This is a genomic window from Paenibacillus sp. J22FR5 (assembly GCF_059691975.1).
Window position 1 is genome coordinate 338,231 of the sequence record NZ_JCAUAN010000001.1, and the last position, 18,815, is coordinate 357,045.

General features: G+C 44.5%; 18 protein-coding genes and 1 other RNA gene. 8 read left to right on the forward strand and 11 right to left on the reverse strand.

The genetic code is table 11. The annotated features are described in order from the left end of the window. Positions 1-163 precede the first annotated feature (163 nt). Positions 164-1,444 (forward strand): serine--tRNA ligase, encoded by a 1,281-nt coding sequence (gene serS / locus AC58P7_RS01720; RefSeq protein WP_497339661.1) that lies wholly within the window; start codon positions 164-166, stop codon positions 1,442-1,444. Positions 1,445-1,678: 234 nt separating this feature from the next. Here the strand turns inward: serS and AC58P7_RS01725 are convergent, their stop codons facing one another. The 7 genes from AC58P7_RS01725 to AC58P7_RS01755 all read right to left on the reverse strand — a co-directional run bounded on the left by AC58P7_RS01725 (position 1,679) and on the right by AC58P7_RS01755 (position 7,160). Then, on the reverse strand, positions 1,679-2,635 hold the full coding sequence (locus AC58P7_RS01725; protein ID WP_497339663.1) for a D-2-hydroxyacid dehydrogenase: 957 nt from the start codon (positions 2,633-2,635) through the stop codon (positions 1,679-1,681). A gap of 130 nt (positions 2,636-2,765) precedes the next feature. After that, positions 2,766-3,959, reverse strand: a complete 1,194-nt coding sequence (locus AC58P7_RS01730) for a putative glycoside hydrolase (RefSeq protein WP_497339665.1) — start codon at positions 3,957-3,959, stop codon at positions 2,766-2,768. A 146-nt stretch (positions 3,960-4,105) separates the two neighbouring features. Then, positions 4,106-4,339, reverse strand: a complete 234-nt coding sequence (locus tag AC58P7_RS01735; RefSeq protein WP_497339667.1) for a Sec-independent protein translocase subunit TatA/TatB — start codon at positions 4,337-4,339, stop codon at positions 4,106-4,108. Between the two features lie 124 nt (positions 4,340-4,463). Continuing rightward, positions 4,464-4,658, reverse strand: a complete 195-nt coding sequence (locus AC58P7_RS01740) for a hypothetical protein (RefSeq protein WP_028556555.1) — start codon at positions 4,656-4,658, stop codon at positions 4,464-4,466. Positions 4,659-4,901: 243 nt separating this feature from the next. Continuing rightward, entirely contained in the window at positions 4,902-5,723 is an 822-nt protein-coding gene (locus tag AC58P7_RS01745; RefSeq protein ID WP_497339668.1) for a YitT family protein, read from the reverse strand. A gap of 149 nt (positions 5,724-5,872) precedes the next feature. Then, positions 5,873-6,562 (reverse strand): DUF4247 domain-containing protein, encoded by a 690-nt coding sequence (locus tag AC58P7_RS01750; protein ID WP_497339669.1) that lies wholly within the window; start codon positions 6,560-6,562, stop codon positions 5,873-5,875. Positions 6,563-6,623: 61 nt separating this feature from the next. After that, positions 6,624-7,160, reverse strand: coding sequence for a DUF4178 domain-containing protein (locus tag AC58P7_RS01755; RefSeq protein WP_497339670.1), 537 nt, complete (start codon positions 7,158-7,160; stop codon positions 6,624-6,626). Between the two features lie 286 nt (positions 7,161-7,446). Here AC58P7_RS01755 and cshA point away from each other — a divergent pair, with 286 nt between their 5' ends. From cshA to ssrS, 3 genes are all read left to right on the forward strand, one after another. Then, the gene (gene cshA, locus AC58P7_RS01760; RefSeq protein ID WP_497339672.1) at positions 7,447-9,066 is read left to right on the forward strand and encodes a degradosome RNA helicase CshA; all 1,620 of its coding nucleotides are present in this window, start codon (positions 7,447-7,449) and stop codon (positions 9,064-9,066) included. 360 nt (positions 9,067-9,426) lie between these two features. Then, positions 9,427-10,263: a YesL family protein gene (locus tag AC58P7_RS01765; RefSeq protein WP_497339673.1), complete on the forward strand. Its 837-nt coding sequence runs from the start codon at positions 9,427-9,429 to the stop codon at positions 10,261-10,263. A gap of 49 nt (positions 10,264-10,312) precedes the next feature. Then, positions 10,313-10,494: non-coding RNA, 6S RNA (ssrS, locus tag AC58P7_RS01770), on the forward strand. A gap of 48 nt (positions 10,495-10,542) precedes the next feature. Here the strand turns inward: ssrS and xylB are convergent. Further along, positions 10,543-12,081: a xylulokinase gene (xylB, locus tag AC58P7_RS01775; protein ID WP_497339675.1), complete on the reverse strand. Its 1,539-nt coding sequence runs from the start codon at positions 12,079-12,081 to the stop codon at positions 10,543-10,545. A gap of 327 nt (positions 12,082-12,408) precedes the next feature. On the opposite strand from xylB, the gene AC58P7_RS01780 reads away from it, so the two are divergent. Together AC58P7_RS01780 and AC58P7_RS01785 are read left to right on the forward strand one after the other, a co-directional pair. Beyond that, positions 12,409-13,743, forward strand: a complete 1,335-nt coding sequence (locus AC58P7_RS01780) for an Nramp family divalent metal transporter (RefSeq protein WP_497339677.1) — start codon at positions 12,409-12,411, stop codon at positions 13,741-13,743. A 147-nt stretch (positions 13,744-13,890) separates the two neighbouring features. Beyond that, positions 13,891-14,280 carry a DUF1499 domain-containing protein gene (locus AC58P7_RS01785; RefSeq protein WP_497339679.1) on the forward strand — a complete coding sequence of 130 codons (390 nt, stop codon included), beginning with the start codon at positions 13,891-13,893 and terminating at the stop codon, positions 14,278-14,280. Between the two features lie 48 nt (positions 14,281-14,328). On the opposite strand, the gene tpx is transcribed toward AC58P7_RS01785, so the two are convergent. After that, positions 14,329-14,847 carry a thiol peroxidase gene (gene tpx, locus AC58P7_RS01790; RefSeq protein ID WP_477592160.1) on the reverse strand — a complete coding sequence of 173 codons (519 nt, stop codon included), beginning with the start codon at positions 14,845-14,847 and terminating at the stop codon, positions 14,329-14,331. Between the two features lie 158 nt (positions 14,848-15,005). Here tpx and gltC point away from each other — a divergent pair, with 158 nt between their 5' ends. Continuing rightward, positions 15,006-15,890 (forward strand): glutamate biosynthesis transcriptional regulator GltC, encoded by an 885-nt coding sequence (gene gltC / locus AC58P7_RS01795; RefSeq protein ID WP_497339680.1) that lies wholly within the window; start codon positions 15,006-15,008, stop codon positions 15,888-15,890. Positions 15,891-15,941: 51 nt separating this feature from the next. Here the strand turns inward: gltC and AC58P7_RS01800 are convergent, their stop codons facing one another. Together AC58P7_RS01800 and AC58P7_RS01805 are read right to left on the reverse strand one after the other, a co-directional pair. Next, on the reverse strand, positions 15,942-16,631 hold the full coding sequence (locus AC58P7_RS01800) for a zinc metallopeptidase (protein ID WP_497339682.1): 690 nt from the start codon (positions 16,629-16,631) through the stop codon (positions 15,942-15,944). Positions 16,632-16,652: 21 nt separating this feature from the next. Continuing rightward, positions 16,653-17,093: a MerR family transcriptional regulator gene (locus AC58P7_RS01805; RefSeq protein WP_497339683.1), complete on the reverse strand. Its 441-nt coding sequence runs from the start codon at positions 17,091-17,093 to the stop codon at positions 16,653-16,655. A gap of 305 nt (positions 17,094-17,398) precedes the next feature. Here AC58P7_RS01805 and AC58P7_RS01810 point away from each other — a divergent pair, with 305 nt between their 5' ends. After that, positions 17,399-18,784: an ammonium transporter gene (locus tag AC58P7_RS01810; protein ID WP_497339685.1), complete on the forward strand. Its 1,386-nt coding sequence runs from the start codon at positions 17,399-17,401 to the stop codon at positions 18,782-18,784. Positions 18,785-18,815 lie beyond the last annotated feature (31 nt).

Below are 18,815 nucleotides of genomic sequence, written 5' to 3' on the forward strand. Positions count from 1 at the left end.
AAATAAACCGGCACCGCCCGTTATCGCGGAACCAAGCGGATGAATGACAGATAGTGTCTTCATCAAGTTGGGTGGCACCGCGAGCAGAACGCTCCTCGTCCCAATCGGACTGAGGGCGTTCTTTGTCTTTTTCAAACATACGAAAAGGAAGCGGTGACGGGAAATGCTGGATATCAAATGGATTCGGGGTAACCAAGAGCAAGTGAAAGCAGCAGCAACTCAAAAAGGGGTAGAATGCCACATAGAGGAACTGCTCAAAGTTGATGAAAAGAAAAGAGAATTGCTTGGGCATGTGGATCAGCTGCGTGCAGAGCGCAATCGCGCTTCGGAGCAAATTGCGTTGTATATGAAGCGGAAGTTGACCATTGAAGCAGAAAGCTTGAAGGAGCAAGTGCGCGGCTGGAATCAGAACTTAGCTGAACTAGAAGCCGAATTAACGGAATACGAACAACGATTCAATGCGCTCATGCTGAAAATACCAAATTTACTTTCGCCGGATACGCCATACGGAACTAGCGATGCAGAGAACGTTGAGTTGCGAGTCGTTGGCGAAATCCCGGTCTTTGCATTCGAAATGCGAGATCACCTGCAGCTGGGTGAAGCATTAAACATGATCGATGTCACTCGCGGTGTTAAAGTGGCCGGTAGCCGAAATTATTATCTCAAAGGGATGGGGCTTTATTTGCACAGAGCCGTTCAGCAGTTAGCGATAGACATGCTGACAGACCGAGGATTCACAGTGATGGATGTGCCTTTAATGGTAAGGGAGGAAACCCTGCTGAATGCGGCTTTCTTCCCAGCGGGCAAAGATCAGACTTATGAACTGCCTGAAGACAACACGTGGTTAGTCGGGACTTCGGAAGGGCCATTGATTTCGTACCACGCAGGGGAGATCGTTGATCTATCGGAGGGAGCGATTCAGTTAGCAGCTGTGTCGAATTGTTTCCGCAAAGAAGCGGGTTCGGCGGGCCGAGATGTAAGAGGATTATATCGTGTTCATCAATTCGCGAAGGTTGAACAAGTAATCCTTTGTGAGAATAATGCGGATGAAGCGGATCGGATGCTGCATCAGATTACTCAAAATGCCGAAGATTTACTTGCTCTCCTAGAACTACCCTATCGTGTTGTAGCGGTGTGTTCGGGGGATATGGGGGCCAAAAACTACAAGCAATTCGATATTGAAACATGGATGCCTAGCCGCGGGGCTTATGGCGAAACGCATTCGTCGTCGAGCCTGTTGGACTTTCAAGCTCGGCGCAGCAATTTGCGCTACCGGGATAAGGAGGGGATACTGCGCTATTGCTACACGCTGAACAATACAGCCGTTGCATCGCCGCGTATCCTAATCCCTTTGCTGGAAAATCATCAACGGTCAGATGGCTCGATTTATTTGCCTCCTGCGCTGAGACCTTATATGCGAGGTCTTGACGCAATTAGCATGTAAAGAAAGCACCTTATCCTAAGTGTTTCAGTAGGATAAGGTGCTTTTTGTTTGAGAGGGCGGTTTTTATTAGGTTATAATGCCACAATAACGGCAATCGTGTCCGTTAGATCAAGAAACTAGCTATATGGGCAGAAATAACGACCGATGTGTCCGATAGGGGATGCCGAGAAAGAAGTTTTTCTCTGACAGGCTCCCATTTAGGGGGATTTAGCATGTAACCACGTGTTCGCCTAACTAATAACCTTCCGCCAAATCCACCACATTGATCATGTCTCCGCCATCCAGCATCGCACGTAAATTGTGATAGAAGATGGAGGATACCCGATCCGTATAATGGACGGATGACCCAGCGATATGCGGAGTCAGAATGACATTGCGCATGCCCCAAAGTGGAGAAGTGGAGGGTAAAGGTTCTTGGGCAAAAACATCTAATGCTGCGCCAGCAAGCTTTCCTTCCTGTAAGGCTTGGATCAAAGCATCTTCATCCAGGACGTCACCTCGAGCCAAATTAATGAAAAAGGCACTCGGCTTCATCAGTTCTAGATGCTCCTTACGTAAAAACCCTCGTGTTTTCACTGTGCTCGGAAGCAGCACGACGACGAAATCGCTTTGTGACAGCAGCAACTGCAGGCCATCTTCCCCGTGAACGGTTGTGTCGAAAGCGGCTTGCGGGGTCCCTGAGCGATTCAGGCCAATGACTGACATATCAAATGCTTTTGCCTTACGAGCAACTGCTTCACCTATGGCACCTGCACCGATTATGCCAATCGTCTTGCCGTGCAACTCCCCGAAGAGGACTTGATTGTCCCACACATGTTGTTGCTGATTATCATGAAGCAAGTTAGATTTCCGAACCCATTGCAGCATGAGACTGAGGGCAAATTCACTCATTTGAATGGTGTGTACACCACGAGCATTCGTTACGATTACTTGGCGCTGCGCGAGCTCTTCTAAAGGCAGCTTATCAACGCCTGCTGATATCGTTTGTACCCATTTCAGATTCGTTGCACGGGTGAGGATGTCAGGGTGCAAGCGACCTGCTGAAAGGAGAACATCGGCATTCGGAATCAGCTCAGCAGCTTCTTTCGAAGACGCAAACCAATGGAATTGGCAGCGTTCCTTTAAGTCATGGGGCATTTGCTCATGCATAGAAGTTAAATCCATGCCAGTCATGGCAACAATTTTCAACATGTCATCACATCCTTTTTGAGTTTCGAAATGAATACCTACAATGATAAATGAAATAGAAACCGGATGTAAACCCGGACGCTGCATAAAAATACCCCGAGAGCATAATTCGCTCTCAGGGTACTTGCGACCATTAATAGCTTACATTGGCTGTATAGTTATTGTTGGCATTCCACAGGAGATACTCGTTAATCCCGTTTTCTTTCAGGGCACGAATTTGTTCATCTAATTCATGTTTGCCGTACTTAATATATCCAGGCACCCAAGATGCGGTGAAGTCCTGTATCCAAGGACGAATAACAGGTTTCCAGCCCTTCTTATCAATCGCTTCTAGTTTCTTAATGGTATCCTTGGAAGCACCGTTGATTGTGACATATGGTGCAGCATCAGGTACTTTGGAACCGAACCAGCCCGTGCTGTAATGGCTTGGATAAATCATCGGAGCAATAACGTCAACATTTTGCGAGATCTTCTCGAAATCTTGACCAATACCTTCAGCAGCAGGGACGGAAGCCGCATAGCCAAATATATCGACCGAAACGCGGACACCGAGAGGTGACAATTGTTCCCTAGCGTATTTCACGAAAGAAGAAACAGCGTCAATCCGTGAACGTTCATCCTTGGTGTAGCTGAGAATGTCTGCTCTTTTCTCGAAGCCTTCAGGGAAACGAACATAATCGAATTGAATTTCTTTAAATCCAGCTTTGACGGCTTCCTTGGCAACGGCAATATTGTAGTCCCAAACCTCTTTGTTGTACGGATTAACAAAGCTATCAGGAGGGTTCTTCCCGTTACCCCACAAAGTTCCATCTGGATTAACAAAAGATAATTCTGGTTTCTTTTTAGCAAGAACCGTGTCTTTGAAGACGACAATACGTGCTATTGGATAAATGTTATGTTCTTGAAGCGTTGTCATAAGACCTGGCATATTGCCAATGATTTTCTGAGTTGTTCCCATTGTATCAAGCTCGGCATTCCCGGTTTCCCAGGTGATGTAGCCCCAGTCATCTTTCACATCGATAACCATCGCGTTCAGATCCGTATCATCAAGTAGCTTTACAAGCGTATTGAGTCGGGAACCGCCTGCACTATGAGCAGTTGAGTAAATCCCTTTGACCACGGGGGCATCCTTCTGCGGATCTTGTTTGTTGACAGGTGCGAGTGGATCCGTCACGTCAGAAGGTGTTGCAGGCGTTACAGGTTGTACGATTGCTACAGCGTTCTTCGCATCGAGCGAAGCCTGCACAAGCTGTTCAAAGCTTGCATCGGGGTTAGCAGCCGTAACATTACCCCAAATGAGGGCAAGTGAGGCGAGTAATATTTCCATGATGAATAAGTCCACTCCAATCATTGTTTCTAGCTTTTATTATAAAGCAAGGAAGCAACTACGCACATAGGAAATTTGTAGGCTTTTGTAGAAATCTGTTACAAATAAAACCCCCGAAAGCTCGTACGCTTCGGGGGTTCTAGAACTTACTTATTAACTTGTCCTGAGTCCGTATTTGCTACTTCAGGGTTAATTTCTTTCCGTGCGATGGACGGTTGATCATCCGTTGACGAATTGCCGCTGTTTCCGTTTGTTGCATCTTTGAATTCGCGGAACATTTTGCCAAAACCACGACCAAGTTCAGGCAGTTTATTCGGCCCAAACAATAATAGGGCAACGATCGCAATGAGAATGATGTGCCAAGGAGATAAAGCTCCCATTCCAGACACCTCCAGTAAAATTTAAGTTAGCTTTATTATATCATGGACTTATCATAACCTATATAGCCTATTTATTACAATTTTAATAAATCTATAAGGAAAAGCGATCCCAAAAAAGACACCCTCAATGGTACAGGGTGTCCTTATGATGTTCCGAAATGCTGAATTGAATAATTTCCATGACATCTTCCGCTGCGAGTGCCTCTATACCGAACCTTAAGACGATCTCGGATTCCAACTCATAGCTGGTTAAAGAGGGATACAACTCGGGCGTTAATTTCATTACAATCCTGGATAATTTGACTGTCTCCACAAGCATCACCCTTCCAATCAGAAGATTAGAATAAGAACTACGCCTGAACCTACCATCGATGAAAACCAGAACTATATGAAATTACATTCATTATAACACAATTCAACCTGGAATAAAGGGGCAGTTGGCACGATTTATGTCCACATAAGAAAGGAAAGTATTCGGTTACCGAATACAACTTTCTTATTGGCGATAAAACCTACATCTAAACGAGGTCGCTCATATTGAATGGCCTCGAAAAAGGTTTTCTCATTTGGGCTTACGAAATTCCCCTACAACACCAACTGTTTCCACAATATTCACGAACGCTTTCGGATCAATCTCTTTAATAATTCGTTTTAATTCTACGAGCTCATAGCGCGTCGTAACCGTCATTAGCATATCATGCTGCTGTTTCGTGTACGCACCTTCCGTTTTAATTAAGGTAACGCCTCGTGGAATCATTAGCAGACTATTAATAATGGCATCCTTATGTTTCGTGACAATGAACGCTGTTACTTTAATGTGGCGGATATGTATCATATCAACAGTTTTCCCGCTTATGAAAATGGCTAACATTGAAAACAAGGCTAGATCCCAATTATCTTTAAAATAGCCAAGTGCCACGATGACAATTCCGTTCATCGAGGAAAGGATGGTACCAAGTGGAAAATCGTACTTTCGGGTTAAAATCAGGCCAACAATGTCAAATCCACCGCTGGAGCCGCCGATTCGAAGCGTGATACCGCTGCCGATTCCAATGAGCACGCCACCAAAAACAGCACCTAGCATGGAATCTTGAGCAACGAAACTGGTTGGAATAATTTGCATTATCCACGTTGTTAAAACAACTGATGCAACACTGATCATGATGAAACGTCGACCAATCGAAACGAGTCCCCAAATCATTAAAGGCATGTTAAACAATAAATAAAGAAATCCGATGTTGTAATCTGTAAAATAACCAATTATCATGGCGATTCCCGAAACTCCGCCGCTTAGCAGTTGATGGGGAATGAGAAACATATTGAAGCCGACTGCGACAAGCAGTGCGCCAACTAGAATGATTAGAACATCTAGCGCCTTTTTCAAAAAAAATCACCTCTAAAATAGTATGCAGCATATTGCAAGTATAATTCATTCTTCTAAAACTGCAATGATTATTTAACCATCGGATAAATAAATGGGGGGACATGAAAAAAGCTGCGTCCAAGTCTTGGACAACAGCTTACAATAAGGGTTTAGCGGCGCTTGAAGGAGCCAGTTTTTTTGGTAGTGCTTGGCTTGCTTGTTGTTGGCTTTGTTACTTTATTTGGCGTTGAACCATCATTCTTACGTGTTGTTGAGGAGCTTCCAGAGCTCGGATTTGCTGCGCCGCTCGTAAAGCCCCCTGTTCGATCAGATGTAGTAGGCTTTGTCGCCTTGTTAGAATCCGCCCCCGGTGAAGTTGTTGTCCCCTTTCCCGACTTGTAATTCGGTGTTTGCGTGTAGCCGCGATAATCATAGGATCCTCTATTGTTAAACCATCCTCCACCAAATAAGGATTGAAGCAGTGTGGCGGTTAAATAACCCTGTAAGAAAGAGGAGTCATAATGGCTCTTGGCATACTCGATACTGTCTAGTTGAACTAATGTATTTTTGTTATCACTTGGATCCTTCTGAATGTTGATAACCTTGTCCTTATAAACAAGGAACATCTGATCCTCAGATTCCTTACTCTTCTCTTTTGGTGTTTCTTTAGCAGCAAGTTCGTTTGCAACTGTCGGCACGTTTTTGCCTTCAACTGCATAAACCTTCGACATATTGCTTCCCTTGCCATCAACGCTTACTAACGGATATTCATCCTTGATATAACGTCCGGCATCAGCGCCACATGCAGTTAGAAGAGCGATAATAACTAAGAAAGAAAGCCATGAAGTCCATCTCTTCATATTCTAGTAGTCCTCCTTTCCGAAACAAACGAAACATATTTCAATGATAACATAGCTGCGTCTAAGGCGTCGATTTCAAAAATTTGATCTGGTTGCCTGGTGTACGCTCACCCTCTAGGGCTACGAATTTACCATCCTGCCATTGTAGGAAGAAGAAGCGCTGATCTGGCCCGAAATAACGCCAAAAAATAATATCATCTCCACTACGGAAATCCGTGTTGCCTTCTGTACGTGAGACATCATTGCGATGGAATTCCAAGTCGAAAGTGACATCTCCGTCCAGCTCTAATCGAGTAGGAACATCATTCGGATCGTCTAACGCTCCTTCAACAAAGCTGCATAAGAAGCAGTCATAGGTTCTGCCTTTTTCCACAATCAAACACTGAATATTTTTGCCGCTTTGTAGATAATAAGCATAACGATGTGGAGCAAAGCCGCGGTCAAAATAAACGACCTTACCGGAAATAACATATTCCTCTAAGTCAACATTAACAATATCGCCAACACGAGAATCTTCTAGTGGATTACCAGTGGATGCGGTTGTAGGTACTTGTTTCTGACTACGAAGAATATTGCTGACACGTTTAAATAGGGACATTGAAAACTCTCCTCTGCTTGATTCCGTTTTATTGTTCTCCCTTTTAATACGAGTTACTTATTCATTCGGTTTCGTTCGAATGATCAAAAGTAGCCACTGGCAATGTGTGTATCACTTGTGCTATAATATTTTAGATGTTCTTAAGGGCGGCCAGTTGGATCATGGAAGATGACGAGTCGAAAGTGTATTCCACCAAGAAACTATAGAGACGGATAGGAAGTCGTACTTAAGGGTAAAAAAGATACAAGGCATTAGCCTGCCCTGTACAAAAGGAGATTGAATTTATTTGAAAACATTTCAGGAGTTTGGTTTAGACGCATCAGTATTACGTGCGATTACGGAAATGGGCTTTGAAGAGTCCACACCAATCCAAGAGAAAACAATACCATTGGCCATGGAAGGCCGTGATTTGATCGGGCAAGCACAAACAGGAACTGGGAAAACGGCAGCTTTCGGTATTCCACTAGTTAATAAAATCAATGTAAAAGAAGAGCGCATTTCGGCTTTAATCATGTGTCCAACACGGGAACTTGCCATTCAGGTTGCGGAAGAGATTGAAAAACTCGGTCGTTTCAAAGGCATTCGTTCTCTGCCAATTTACGGTGGACAGGATATCGTGAAACAAATCCGCGCTTTGAAAAAGAAACCGCAAATCATCATCGGAACACCAGGACGTCTTCTTGACCATATTAACCGCAAAACAATCAAGCTAGATGATGTTCAAACGGTTATTTTGGATGAAGCGGATGAAATGCTTGATATGGGCTTCATGGATGACATCCAATCCATTCTTAAGCTAGTTCCAGCAGAGCGTCACACGATGTTGTTCTCTGCTACAATGCCAACTAACATTCAAAAATTGGCACAACAATTCTTAACGAACCCAGAACACGTTTCCGTTATCCCGAAACAAGTAAGTGCTCCATTGATCGAGCAAGCTTACATTGAATTGCATGAGAAACAAAAGTTTGAAGCACTTAGCCGTTTGATTGACATGGAAGCACCAGATTTGGCTATTATCTTTGGACGTACGAAACGTCGGGTAGATGAGTTGGCAGAAGCTCTTCAAAAAAGAGGCTATGCTGCTGAAGGCCTTCATGGTGACTTGTCCCAAAATCAACGTGATAACGTGATGAGAAAATTCCGCGATGGCAGTATCGATGTCCTTGTTGCAACTGACGTTGCTGCGCGTGGACTAGATGTATCTGGTGTTACACACGTAATTAACTTTGACCTTCCGCAAGATCCAGAAAGCTACGTTCACCGTATCGGCCGTACAGGTCGTGCAGGTAAAGAAGGTACAGCTTGGACTTTCGTAACGCCAAGAGAAATCGATCACCTTCACTTCATCGAGAAGGTTACTCGTCATAAAATCAACAAAAAACCTTTGCCAAGCTTAGCTGAAGCGGTTGAAGGAAAACAAAAAATGACGGCTGAGCGTATTTTGGATATGCTTCAAAAAGAAGAACATTCCGAATTTAAAGGCCTAGCAATTCAAATGCTTGAGCAATACGATTCCGTAAACTTGCTTGCAGCTGCGATGAAGCTTCTAACAGGCGACAAGAAAGATCTTAACATTGAATTGACGCCAGAAGATCCGATTCGTGCAAGAAAGAAAAAATTCGACGTTCGCAGCTCAGGTAGACGTGTTGGCGGCGGATATGGTTCAGGATCAGGTTCAGGAGATCGTCGTCAAGGCGGCGGTGGTTACGGTGGATCAGGAACAGGTGGATCCAACAGCGGCGGTTCCCGTTACCCGCGTAAGGATAGCAGAGATTATGGTTCAAACAGAGAAGGCGGAAGCAGCTCTTCCTCCAGAAGCCGCGAGTACGGAAGCAATAACTCCGGAAACCGTGATCGTTCCAGAGCGCCACGCAAAAGTGAAGATACACTTGTAAACAAATAAGATGTTTCACTAAAAAGGCGGAGATCCTGAGGATCTCCGCCTTTTTAACAAGTTGTATATAGAGATTAGATTACAAAAGAGCTAGTGATGATAACTAACAAGATAAATAGCACCAAAATAGCACCTGCGGATGTTCCAACTGGATGAGACATAGTATCAACCTCCTGAATAAAGATATGGGGGTGGTGCGATTAGACAATACTATAGTATGTAAAAGAACCTATAACGACTAGACGTCTACCTATATGATGAAAAATAGGCTATAATTAAGTACATATACAAATAAGACATGCTTATCATCATGTCAGTAGCAAACAACGTAGAAAGTTTCCAGATGGAAACGCTAAGGAGGAAGCAGTTTTGGAGTTTAAGGGAGTTATGGGAGGACTGTACAGAATATCGGAGTGGATTATGCGGTTATCCGTTATTAATTTGCTTTGGATGCTTTGCTCGATTCCGGTATTCTTTTTCCTCTTTATGGGGTTGGTAAGTCAAACACCGGACGCGCTGAAAGCTACGCTGCCGATTCTTGCAGTTTTGGCACCGTTTACTTTATTTCCCGCAACGACGGCTATGTTTGCAGTAGCTAGGAAATGGGTAACCGGGGAAGAAGATGTTCCATTGTTAAAAACATTTTTCCGTGGATACAAAGAAAACTATTTGCAAAGCATGCTTGGCGGTATCTTCTTTGTGTTAATCTTCGTCATTATTGCAGTGAACTATTTCTTTTACTTGAAGCAAGGTAGCTCGTTGAAGGTGCTAGCCGTCCTATTTATTGCCTTCACGGTAATTATGATCATTGCCTTGTTTAATTTTTTCTCGATTATCGTACATTTGCACATGAAGATTTTTCAAATTGTTAAAAACTCCATTTTAATTACAATTGGTAATCCGATTAATTCCATCGTCCTGCTCATTTGTAATGGGGTTATTGTTTATATTTGCTTAACGAAGTTCAATTTCTTCTTGGTTGTTTTCTTCATGGGAGCTATTGTGGCAACGTTCTCGTTCTGGCAGTTTAACCGCAGCTTTACAAAATTGCAGACGAAGCAACAGGAGTTGGAAGAGAAGGAGCAGCAGAGATTGGCCGAAGCAGAAGCCGCTGACGAGGAAAATGGCGAAGAAGCTGAGCTTGTAGAAACCGATTCTACAATTAGCTTGAATAAAAAAGATGAGAATGACAAGACTAGAGACTAATCCTTCCAGTTGATAATCAGCGAGGTTGGATCTATAATAAGAAAACAGAAGAAATCTGCGATGCTCGTAACGGTTTTAAGTTGTTTTAAACCAATGACTGTTTCTAGGGAGACCTATATTGAAGTGTGGCTGACATGCCCTCGAAAGGGGACCTCAAATACACCTCTGCGGACACCCACCTGCGAGAGCGGGTTTGAAGCACCAAAACCGGACGGCATAGGCGGGTTTCTTCGAATAAAAAAGAGGTTGAACAGGTCAATGACCTGCTCAACCTTTTTTTTAGTTTTCTGATTGCTCCACAAGATCCGTCAATTGATGGAAGGTGCTTTGCAGCGTAGGGTAAAGGCTACGGTAGACTTGATAATAAGCCTCGTATTTTTGTTGGTTAGCCGCAATCGGTTCTACACGATCTGTGACTTTAATCCAATCTTCGCATAATTTCGTAATATCTACATTGAGAACGCCTGATGCGGCCATGATCGCTGCGCCGTAGGCAGGGCCGTCGGTTGAATTGACCGTAACGACTGGAATTCCGAAGATATCTGCGATCATTTGACGCCAGAATGGACTTCTAGCACCGCCGCCGTTAACACGAAGTTCCGTTACTTCAATACCTGACTCCCGAATTAATTCCATGGAATCGCGAAGACCGAAGGTAATACCTTCGAGTACAGCACGGGTCAAATGTGCTTTCCCATGTCTCAGATTGAGCCCAATGAAAGCGCCACGTGCTTTCGGATCGGGATGAGGCGTACGCTCCCCAGATAAATAAGGCAAGAACAATAAGCCTTCGCTTCCGAGTGGAGCTGTTGCTGCATCAGCAGTCAGAATTTCGTAGACATCTTTGCCTTCTTGCTGCGCTTGAGCAAGCTCTTCGCTCGCAAAGTGGTTACGCCACCACTGGAAGGAGCCGCCTGCTGCGAGCATAACCCCCATGCGGTGCCATTTGCCTGGCACGCCGTGACAGAAGGAATGAAGCCGATAAGCTTCATCCACTTGGTAAGTGTCGTCGTGTACGAAGACGACACCGGACGTGCCAAGCGCCACCGAGGCGATGCCTTGGCGGACGACGCCAACCCCAACGGCGCCGCATGCTTGGTCGCCGCCGCCGACAACGATCGGCGTGCCTGGGGCTAAGCCGGTGAGCGCTGCTGCTTCTGGCAGCAGGTGCCCGGCAATGTCGCCGGACTCATAGAGCGGCGGCAGCCACTCGAGCGGGATCTCCAACCGCTCTGCGACGGTTTGGGACCAGCTGCGATGGGCTACATCGAGCAGCAGCGTGCCGCTGGCGTCGGCCATGTCCATGCCGAACGCTCCCGTCAGGCGAAGCCTGACGTAGTCCTTCGGCAGCAGCAGATGCCGAACGCGGGCGTAGTGCTCCGGCTCATGCTGCCGGAGCCAGAGGAGCTTGGGCGCGGTGAAGCCGGTCAGCGCCCGATTGCCTGTGAGGCGGCCGAGCTCGGCTTCGCCGACGGTCGCCTCGATGTAGGCGCACTGCTCCGCGGTGCGCTGATCGCACCAGAGCAGCGCAGGACGGATGACCTGCTGCGCCTCGTCAAGGAACACTGACCCGTGCATCTGGCCGGAGAAGCCAATACCTGCTACCGCGTCGCTGCTAACGCCAGTGCTTGCAAAGAGGCCGCGAATGCCCGCGACGGTGGCGTTCCACCAATCTTCGGGGTTTTGCTCGGCCCAACCAGGATGAGGCTGGTAGAGCGGATATTCAACAGAATGTGAGCCAATGACAGTACCGGCTTCATCCACTAGAATACATTTGATTGCAGAAGTGCCTAAATCCAAACCCATAAAATAAGACATGAGGATCACCCTTTTTTTGTAATAGTTATGTGATTACTGCGTCATTCTTTGTTTGTTCATTGAATATACAAAGATAACTATACCATACTATTCGTCTATTCGCTCTAATATCCTTCTTTCTCTCTTAATTTTCTTTGGTCGCTGTGGAGGGACAGTTATGTTTGTAAAAACTTGTCTAAAAACTTTCCTTAGGGAAAAACAATTTCATAGGAACATAATTGTTTACCTATAGCATAAGATAGGGATATGTAGTATAATTCATTTAAAAGTTTCCCTAGAACAACATTATTGGTCATACGAAAGAAGGGTAAAGCGATGGAAGTTGCAATGAAAAAAACGGATCAGGAACCTAATGGATGGCGAAAGGATTCATCCATGCCAAGTCTGCCTGAAGTTCATCATAGTATGAAGGTACCCAAAAAGGCGGGATTTTTCCGCAAGCTTCTAGCCTTCGTGGGACCTGGATATCTCGTCGCTGTCGGGTATATGGATCCAGGAAACTGGGCGACTGATTTGGCGGGCGGATCACAATATGGATATACACTGCTTTCAGTTATTTTAATTTCTAATCTAATGGCTATTCTCTTACAAGCTTTGTCTGGACGTCTTGGCATTGTGACGGGTCGAGACCTGGCACAAGCGTGTCGAGATCATTATAGTAAGTCTGTTTCATATGCGTTATGGTTTTTATGTGAGCTTGCGATAGCCGCGTGTGACCTTGCAGAGGTCATTGGTGCCGCAATTGCCTTGCAATTATTGTTCGGATTACCACTCATCTATGGTGTTATTCTAACCTCACTCGATGTTCTCTTGGTGCTTATGCTCCAGAAGAAAGGCTTCCGTTACATTGAAGCAATGGTCATCAGCTTGATTGCACTTATTATGGTTTGTTTCATCATGGAGCTCATCTTTTCTCAGCCTGAATTTGCCGCAGTAGCTGCTGGTTTCATCCCTACAACTGAAATTGTAACGAATCCAGCTATGTTATATATCGCTCTTGGTATTCTAGGTGCGACTGTTATGCCGCACAATTTATATTTGCACTCTTCCATTGTTCAGACACGCAAAATTGAGCCGACAATCGAAGGGAAGCGCGAAGCGATCAAATTCTCGACCATCGATTCAACGGTAGCATTAATGCTCGCATTATTCGTTAACGCGGCGATCCTCATTCTTTCTGCAGCAGCTTTTCATTCAGCTGGGAAAGAAGTCGCGGAAATCCAAGATGCGTATCATCTGCTTGGGCCTATGCTTGGCACAGGTGCAGCAAGTATATTGTTCGCGGTCGCGCTACTCGCTTCCGGGCAAAACTCAACACTAACTGGTACACTAGCTGGGCAGATTGTCATGGAAGGCTTTCTTAACATCCGTCTGACGCCGTGGTTGCGTCGATTAATTACTCGTTTGATCGCTATTGTGCCAGCAGTTATTGTGATTGGCATCTATGGAGAGAGCGGGGCAACGGACCTGCTGATTCTCAGCCAAGTCATTTTATCCCTACAGCTTTCTTTCGCAGTCATTCCGTTGGTCAGCTTTACATCTGACCGCAAGAAAATGGGAGAGCTTGTTATCCCAAAATGGATGGCAATTTTGAGTTGGTTTGTAGCCATTGTCATAGCTGGGTTAAACGTTTATCTACTATACAGTACTTTTTTTGGTTGAAAATGAATAGATTCATTCTAAAATCGGGGGAGTTCCTCCGATTTTATTTTTTTCCTCTTTTTCTAAAGCCTAATCAATGGTATTATAGAGAATAGTGTTGAAATGGCAAGTGGTCTACATGCACTTCATTGAAGGGGGAAAGGGCTTTTGCTAAAGAGAACTTTAATCGGATTAGTACGTAGTCATGAAACGACAGGGGAAAAAGCTAGAGATCCTTTACTTAAAACTAGATATTTTAAGCTGTCGAAAGAGCAAGTTTGGGAAGAGGTAACGGCAGTTTTGAAAAAAACACCTGGTTACAAGCTGCTTCACGAGGTTCCGAACGTTGGAGAAATCCTTGCTGAACGTAGAACAATGACTGGGAGAACCCAAGACGTGACATTGACGTTGTTTGCGATAAATCCTGTGAAAACTGCGGTTGATATTTATTCCGCTTCGCGTGGTTCAATGGGGGACCTTGGTTCCAATTATCGTACAATTCTAGATATCTATAAACAATTAGATCGTAAGCTTGCTCCATATAAAATCGATGGATAACAAAAACAGCAGGGAAGCATGGCCTCCTTGCTGTTTTATTTGTGTGTATTAAACTAATTTCTTAACTGCTTCTACAGCTGCTTCGTAGTTCGGGTGAGCTGTCATTTCGCCAAGGTACTCAACGTATTGAACAGTGTCGTTAGCGTCGATTACGAAAATAGCGCGCATGTCCAGTTGAATTTCTTTGATCAATACGCCGTAAGCTTCGCCAAAGGATTTTGTTTTGTAATCAGACAATGTGATTACTTTGTCGATACCTGCAGCACCGCACCAGCGAGCCTGTGCGAATGGAAGGTCAACTGAGATTGTAAGAACAGCAACATTCTCACCTAGGCCAGCTGCTTCTTCATTGAAACGACGTGTTTGTGCATCACAAACGCCTGTATCCAAGGATGGAACAACGGAGATCAATTTAACTTTACCAGCGTAATCTGCTAGTGTAACTTGTGTCATCAAGTCTTTGTTAACTGTGAAGTTAGGGGCTTTGTCACCCACTTTGATTTCGGGTCCTACTAAAGTGATTGGATTGCTTTTCAGGGTAGCAACACCAGTACGTTCTTGTGCCATTGAATGTTTTCCTCCTTTATTATCCATGCTAAATAACAACTCACTTATTATAAGCTTTTTGCAGATATGTTGTCCAATCGTTGCTGTGACACTATAATCGGAGTCGTAGAACGAGTTAAGTTTTGTCATCAAGTAGTTAAGTCGGGGGATTTACTCACGTGGAATTAAGACAATTGCAATATTTTGTGAAAGTAGCTAGGAAACAGCATGTGACGCAAGCGGCGGAAGAACTGCATGTGGCCCAGTCAGCAGTAAGCCGACAAATTCATTTGCTCGAAGAAGAGTTAGGTGTGGATTTGTTTGTACAAAAGGGGCGGAATTTACATTTGACCTCTGTTGGTCATTTGTTTCTAAGCAGGGTAGAAGGGATTTTGACAGACTTGGAACGTGCGGTTGGCGAAATTCATGAATTTCTCGATCCGGAAGCTGGGGAAATTCGAATTGGATTCCCTCATAGCTTAGTCATTAATTTACTTCCTGCTGTGATCGCGGCATTTAAGAAAAATCATCCGAATGTGAAGTTTAGACTGCGTCAGGGAACCTACACGTCATTGATACGAGATGTCTCGAAGGGTGAAATTGATCTTGCGTTTATTTCTCCTTTTCCAGAATCACATGACCATGTGTCTGGAGAGATACTTTTGACCGAAGAGTTGTTTGCGATTATCCCATCCAATCATATTCTCGCAGACTACACATCCATTCGACTTGAGCAATTGAAAAATGAGCCATTTGTTATGTTTAGTGAAGAATACACATTACGAACGATTGTGATGGAAGCTTGCATGAAGGCAGGGTTCGTTCCGAAAATTGAATTTGAAGGCGAAGAAACGGATACCATTCGAGGTCTTGTTGCCGCGGGTATGGGTGTGAGCTTGCTGCCATCTATGGCTTTATTGGAGAGTGGCAAAATGCAGCCCGTCAAAATTCGTGTTACGGATCCACAAGTAACTAGGACTGTTGGCTTGATATGCCGCAAAGATGTGAAGCTGCCGCTGGTGGCTGAAGTGTTCCGACGGTTTCTTTATGAGTATTTCAAATGAGAAAAGCTCTTCCAGCAGGTGCCGCGGCATCCTGCTGGAAGAGCTTTTTCGTTAATTGTCGTTATTGCGACTATTAGAAATCATGATGTATTTCAAGAGTTCCAAAACGGAGATCAACGCCGCGGCTACATAAGTTAGTGCAGCAGCATTCAAAACCTTAGCAACACCGCGCTCTTCTTCATTTGAAATGAATCCTTGTGCAATCATCTCATCACGTGCTCTTGAGCTGGCATTAAACTCAACAGGTAAAGTAACTAATTGGAAGGCGACAGCTGCGGCGAAGAAAATGATGCCGAGCGTAAGGAGAAAAGGGATCTGCTGAAAAATGAAACCAGCTAAAATCAGAAAAGGCGCTACGCCAGAGGCGAAATTAACAGCCGGAAACATCTTGTGCCGAGCAACAAGCATCGGATAGTGAACTTGATGCTGGATGGCGTGACCAACTTCATGACAAGCAACGGAAACCGCAGAGATTGAACTCTGGTGGTAAACGGGCTCTGATAGACGTACAACTCGAGCTGTTGGATCATAGTGATCGGTTAGCGTCCCAGGGACGGCTTCAACGGGTACATCGTAGAGACCATTAGCATCTAACATGCGTCTAGCTGCTTCGGCACCTGTCATGCGCGAGTAGACGGGAACGTTAGACCAAGTGTTGAATGTTCCGCGGACTCGGAATGAAGCCCACATAGAAAGAGCGAATGCAATAATAATTAGAAAATCCATCGGGTGAAAAAACATAGGGCACTCCTCCGTAATTCATTATGAGAACGGATTTTTACCTAGAAGGACAATGAGCGCTTCAATACAAGCGGCTGTAGGCTGAGTTAAAATGCGATACAGCTTTTTCATTTGATTTGGCTTTAATTGTTGGATAAGAGGGCTCAGCTCTTTGGCTTCTTTCATTAACTGTTCAAGATGCAGCTGCAGAGATGTAAGCTTATCTCTCACGGTGTCATCGGAGGACACCTTACTCCATTGCTGTAAATTCGCTTTGATTTCCTCTAAGGTATATTTCTCGTTCTTCATTGATTCAATACGTTTGAGACGATGCAAGGTTTCATCACTGTAGAGTCGATAGTTGGTATCCGATCTTTTCTCGGGTTCAATTAAGCTTAGCTTGGTGTAGTAATCAATGGTTCGAGGGCTGACATCGGCAAGCTTCGCGAGCTCTCCAATTTTATAAAGCTTCTCATTCCCCATGCTAAATTCACCTCTACTCCAATGGTTTGATTTCTTTCTTCTATATATAAACATGATAACTGATTACAAACCGTACAGTCAAACGTGATACTTCGGAAAGCTAACATTGGATAATGGTGTAAATACGTCCGTTCATCACCACTTATGAGGCGAAACACGAATTATGCCTGATCGATGTTAGGTTATTTTTCGCTTTTTTCAATTTTTTAAAGAAAATCCTATTGTCAAACCCAAATAACCTGTATATAATGACATTAAGAGTTTCATTATATGTTACTTAATCTAACATTAAAGGAAGTGGTCGTATGGTTAAGAAATTGTTGTTAGCTTTCGGCGTTATGTCATTACTGTTCCCTACTCTCGCATTTGCAGCGGATGAGGCGACAGTACCTCAACTTCAGAGCGCTATTGATGCAGTATGGGTTATGTTGGCAGCAATCTTAGTCATCTTCATGCAAGCTGGTTTTGCACTTTTAGAAGCGGGGTCAACTAGAATGAAAAATGCCGGTCACGTAGCCGGTAAAACGATTTTAACTTTCGGATTATGTGCGATTGCTTTCTGGGCTGTAGGTTTTGGATTCGCCTTCGGTGATGGAAATGCATTCTTCGGAACGACAGGGTTCTTCGTTACAGGCTTGGAAGATCAAGCTAGTGCAGCTTTCGGATCACTTTCCTTCTCTGATGTTCCAATTGGTATTAAATTCTTGTTCCAACTCGCTTTCGCAGGTGTTTCCCTTGCAATTGCTTGGGGCGGATTTGCTGAAAGAGCGAAGCTCCCAGTTTACTTCATCTTCGGAATTTTGTTCACTGTAGTTATTTATCCAATCGTAGCGCACTGGGTATGGGGCGGTGGTTGGTTGAGCAAATTAGGTATGCAAGATTTCGCGGGTTCAACAGTTGTTCATTTACAAGGTGCAACAGCAGCTTTAGTTGCAACGATCTTGCTAAAACCACGTATTGGCAAATATAATAAAGATAAAACGCCAAACTTGATTCCTGGTCACAACCAAGTATTGTCTGTTCTCGGTGTTATCATCCTTTGGATCGGTTGGTTCGGTTTCAACCCAGGTAGTACGCTTAGTGCAATGGGTGATGGGTTCTTCGGTTACATCGCATTGACAACGAATATGGCTGCTGCGGCAGGTGGCGTAGCTGCACTGATTATCTCTTGGATGTACTTTGGTAAAGCAGATATTCCTAGCATGTTGAATGGTGTTCTAGCTGCACTTGTTGCTATTACTGCAGCGTGTGCGTTCGTAGACACTTGGGCTGCTCTTGTTATCGGGGCTGTAGCTGGTATCGTGACATTCTTCACAGCACAATGGTTCGAAAGAGCTGGAATCGACGATCCGATCTATGCTTTCTCTGTACATGGTATCGCTGGTATCTGGGGTACACTTTCCACTGGTTTGTTCGCAACGCCTGAACTTTCAGCGAAGGTTGGTATCGGTGGTGCAGGTTTATTCTACGGCGGCGGCTTCCACCAATTAGGTGTTCAAGCGCTTGGTCTTGCGGGAGCTCTTGCATTCGTACTTGTTCTTTCCTTCATTATCCTAGGTATTCTTAAAGCTACAATTGGTCTTCGTGTTACTGAAGAAGAAGAAATCATTGGTCTGGATCTTTCCGAGCACGGTTCATATGGATACCCAGAACAAATGAAAAAAGCAGCTCAAAACGGCATGTCCGTTTAATAACACATATACTTTCTACTAGAGCAAAGGG